Source organism: Microbacterium sp. P2_F9 (assembly GCF_056403635.1).
Genome location: NZ_JBFUFC010000265.1, coordinates 1 through 3,997, shown reverse-complemented (window position 1 = coordinate 3,997; position 3,997 = coordinate 1). Strand labels below are relative to the sequence as shown.

Genomic DNA, 3,997 nt, shown 5'->3' with positions numbered 1-3,997 from the left:
ACTCCGACCTCTTCCTCGGCGTCACCGGCAAGGTCACCGCTTGGGTGACCGCCTTCTCGGGGGCGAGCGACGACCGCGAGCGATTCGCGCTCGTGTGCGACCTCGGCGGACTGAAGCTCGGCCGTGGCGGCCGAGCTGGGAACTGGCCCGATCTGCCGGGTCTCAAGAACGAGTGCAAGGAGCTTGCTCTTGACGCGTCTGCGGTGGCGAAGGCGTACGGCGACGCGGCGCTCCGCCCGCTCGCACGGTGGATCGCGGCCGCGGTGCTTGACGACGCACGTGCGCGCGTCGCATCCGGCGCCCTCGAATTCCACGATCTGCTCGTCGCATCGCGCGACCTGCTGCGCACGAACGCAGACGCACGGGCCGAGCTGCAGGCGACGTACCGACGGCTGCTGCTAGATGAGTTCCAGGACACCGACCCGATCCAGATCGAGCTCGCCGTGCGGATCGCCGGCGGGCGGGAGGCCGTTGCTGAGGATTGGCGAGACGTCGCGGTGCCCGCCGGCTCCCTGTTCGTCGTCGGCGACCCGAAGCAGTCGATCTACCGCTTCCGGCGCGCGAGCATCTCCACGTACCTCGACGCGGGCCAGCGACTCGGACGCCGACTGTCGCTCGTCACGAACTTCCGCACGGTGCCCCCGATCCTCGACTGGGTGAACGCCGTCTTCGGCGTCGTGATTCAGGAGAAGCCGGGCGCGCAGCCGGCGTACGAGGCGCTGAGCGCCCACCGCGCGCTCGATCCGGCCGGGAGCACGGCGTTCTCGGGGGCCTCGGTAACCGCCCTCGGTGCTGTGGCGCACGCCAAGGGGACCTTAGTCGGACCGCAGCGAGAGGCGGAAGCGGCGGATGTGGCATCCGTCATCCGGACCGCCCTTGCAGAGGGCTGGACCGTCTTCGACGAGCGGGCGAAGGAGTGGCGCCCGATCACCGCGCGTGACATCGCGATCCTGATTCCGGCCCGCACGTCCCTGCCTGCGCTGGAGCAGGCACTCGATTCGGCAGGCATCGCCTACCGCACCGAGTCGAGCTCGCTCGTCTACCAGTCGACCGAGATCCGATCGCTCATGGCGGCGGCGCGCGCGGTCGCCGACCCCAGCGATCAGCTCTCCTGCGTGACGGCGCTGCGCTCGTCGCTGTTCGGCTGCGGCGACGATGATCTCTTCGCGTACAAGCGCGATGGCGGCGGCTTCACCGTGAGTGCGCCGGTCAAGGACGAGCTGGCGGACACCCCGGTCGGCCGTGCGATGACGTATCTGAACGAGCTGTTCCGCGGCAGTCGCTGGGCGACGCCCGCTGAGCTGCTTACCAGTCTCGCCGTCGACCGGCGTGTGCTCGAAGCCGCGACCGCCACGGAGCCTTCATCCCGTGCCCGTGATCAGTGGGGGCGGGTGCGGTTCGTCATCGATCAAGCGCGCGCCTGGTCGGATGTCGAGCACGGCGGGTTGCGGGAGTACCTCGCGTGGGCCGCCCACCAGGCGGGGGATTCCGCGAGGGTCGCCGAATCGCTGCTGCCCGAGACCGATCTCGACGTCGTCCGGATCATGACCGTGCACGGGGCGAAGGGCCTCGAGTTCGGGATGGTCGTGCTGTCCGGTATGACGAGCCACCCGCGCCGGCAGAACGGCGTGCGACTGCTCTGGGGTGACCGCCGCTACTCCGTGCACCTGTCGGGCTCGATCGAGACCAACGACTTCGCCGAGGCGGCGCCGCTCGATGAGCAGATGGACGGCGAGGAGCGCCGACGCCTGCTGTACGTGGCCGCGACCCGCGCCCGCGACCACCTTGTCGTGTCGCTCCACCGTGCTGAGCGCGACGGAGATCAGAAGACAGCGGCCGAGATCTTCGTCAACGCGGGTGCGCTGGAGGCGCCGGGCGTGACCGTCTTCGAGGGCGGTTCCGGCGATCTGCCCTCAGCGGTGACGCGGCCCGCACCGGGCCCCGGACCCTCGTGGGAGTCGTGGGCTGCGGAGACGGATGCCGCCCGCCGGCGCTCCCGCGCGCCTTCCGCGCGGACGGCATCCGGTCTGGAGGGCACCGAGCCCGAGGTCGTGTGGGCTCTTGCCGAGGCGTTGGCGGACGGCGATTCGGAGTCTGCGGATGTCGTCGCCGGGCGAGCCAAGGGCGCTCGCGACGTCGAGCTCGCGCCCTGGATGAAGGGCCGGTACGGCAACCTCATCGGGCGCGCGGTGCACGGCACGCTGCAGGCGGTCGGCGGCGATTCGGCTTTGGTTGACGCTGTCGCGTCGGCCCAGGCGCTGGCGGAAGGCGTCCCGGATCTCGCTGGCGCCGTGGCGTCGTTCGTCCGGTCGGCGCTGGCGACCGAGATCGTGCGCGACGCCTTCGCGCGCGAGCATTGGAGCGAGCTCTACGTCGGCACGGTCGAAGACGACGGGCTCGTGCTCGAGGGCTTCATCGACCTTGTCTTCCGCGACGAGTCGGGTGACCTCGTGATCGTCGACTACAAGACCGACACGATTCGGGATGCCGCGACCCTCGCCGAGCGGGCGACCTATTACAAACCGCAGCTCGACGCCTACGTGCGCGCGCTCGAGGCGGCGACGGGGGAGCGGGCGCGCGCGGAGCTGGTGTTCCTCGACTCCATGGGTGCGACTGGACGGGTCGTGCCCGTGCCCGGCGGCTAGGTCGACGCGTTTCGGGGGTCAGTGTGGCTGCTGTGGCGAGCGCGTCGCAGTCCAGGTCTTCTCGACGGTCGGCAGATCCATCAGGTCGTTCGCGTAGCCGAGCATGATCGCCTCGATGACCCGGTTCATGTTCGTTCGGGCGGACCTGGCACGAACTTTCGCGCGTTCCCACACGTCGTCGGTCGACCGAATCGAGTGGGTGGAGGTTGCGGCATCCGACGCATTGCTCGTGGGGCGCGACACCGACGGCAGATCGATCCGCTCGAGGGCGTAACCCTCGAGAATCTCGGTGATCGCAAAGTTCGTTGTGACGCCTTCCCGATCAGCGCGCGCCTTCGCGCCGATCCACGTCTGTTCCGTGCACCGGATCGAGTGCACGCTCGACTGCCTGCCCAGTGAGTACTCCGTCATCGCGATGCTCGATTCCTCAACCTCAGACGATCGACTCCGGCCAGCGCCTGACGAAGTCTGACAACCCCTCGATGTCTGCGTAAACACTCGAGAACCCGTAGCCGAATCGGTTCTCGAGCTGATCGCGAATCTCCGCCTTCGCCTCGGGCGTGATCCGAAATGTGAAGACCGGCGCCTTCTTGGGCAGTCGATCCTCGCCGACGTGCGTGAGCCGCATCGGCACCGATGCGAAGCGCCGCAGTTCGGATGCCGCCCACTTCGATCGGCCGTCACGACGATCGCTGCCGGCATCCAGCGCGTCGATCGGTGCGCCGTCGAGAATGAACGCGGCATTCTGCGCGGGGATCCGGTTGTGCAGCGCCGGCGGTCGCCAGATTTTGCGGCCCAGGCCCGTGCCCCAATCGACCGATCGTCGCGCGTGGTCGTCCGGCAGGCGGTGCCAACGCGGGGTATTCGTGTTCCAGCCGGTGTGGAGTTGGAGCGGCTTGTTGCTGTCGGTGAAGACCAGCAATCGAGCGGGCAGCTCATCGGTCTTTTGATCTCGCGCGACTGCGAACCACGCGGCGATGAGAGGGTTGAAGGTGACGTCCAACAGTCGCGTCGGCACCCCGACATGCTGCATCTGCGCAAACAGCTGCAGGGCAGGGATCCCGTCGAGCCGCCACTGGATCCGGGCAAGCTTGAGAAGCTTCCGCTCTGCGGCGACGAGCTGGTCTTCGGTAGGAGGTCCGCCGAGCTGCTCTGTGAGCACCCGATAGAGGGAGCTGCGCAAACCCCACCGCGCATCCGACTGTCCGCGCCACACGAAGTGCTGGTCATGGTAGGTCGAGGTGAGGACGTTCACTTCGTGCTGGAACGACGCCCAGCTGTGGATGTGGCCCTCCCATTCCTCGAAGAGGTCACTCGCATCTGGGTCTGTCATCGACGTCACGCGCCGATCC

Annotated in this window: 3 protein-coding genes; 1 reads left to right on the top strand and 2 read right to left on the bottom strand. The window is 68.4% G+C overall.

The window, feature by feature from the left end:
* The coding region (locus AC1DVT_RS18445; protein ID WP_477390646.1) for a UvrD-helicase domain-containing protein at nt 1–2,645 on the top strand (2,645 nt) is incomplete at its 5' end.
* An 18-nt stretch (nt 2,646–2,663) separates the two neighbouring features.
* Here the strand turns inward: AC1DVT_RS18445 and AC1DVT_RS18440 are convergent.
* Complete coding sequence (locus tag AC1DVT_RS18440; protein WP_477390644.1) at nt 2,664–3,056, bottom strand: hypothetical protein; 393 nt, start codon at nt 3,054–3,056, stop codon at nt 2,664–2,666.
* Between the two features lie 22 nt (nt 3,057–3,078).
* Nucleotides 3,079–3,997 (bottom strand): FRG domain-containing protein (locus AC1DVT_RS18435; RefSeq protein ID WP_477390642.1); only part of this gene is annotated, 919 nt, incomplete at its 5' end.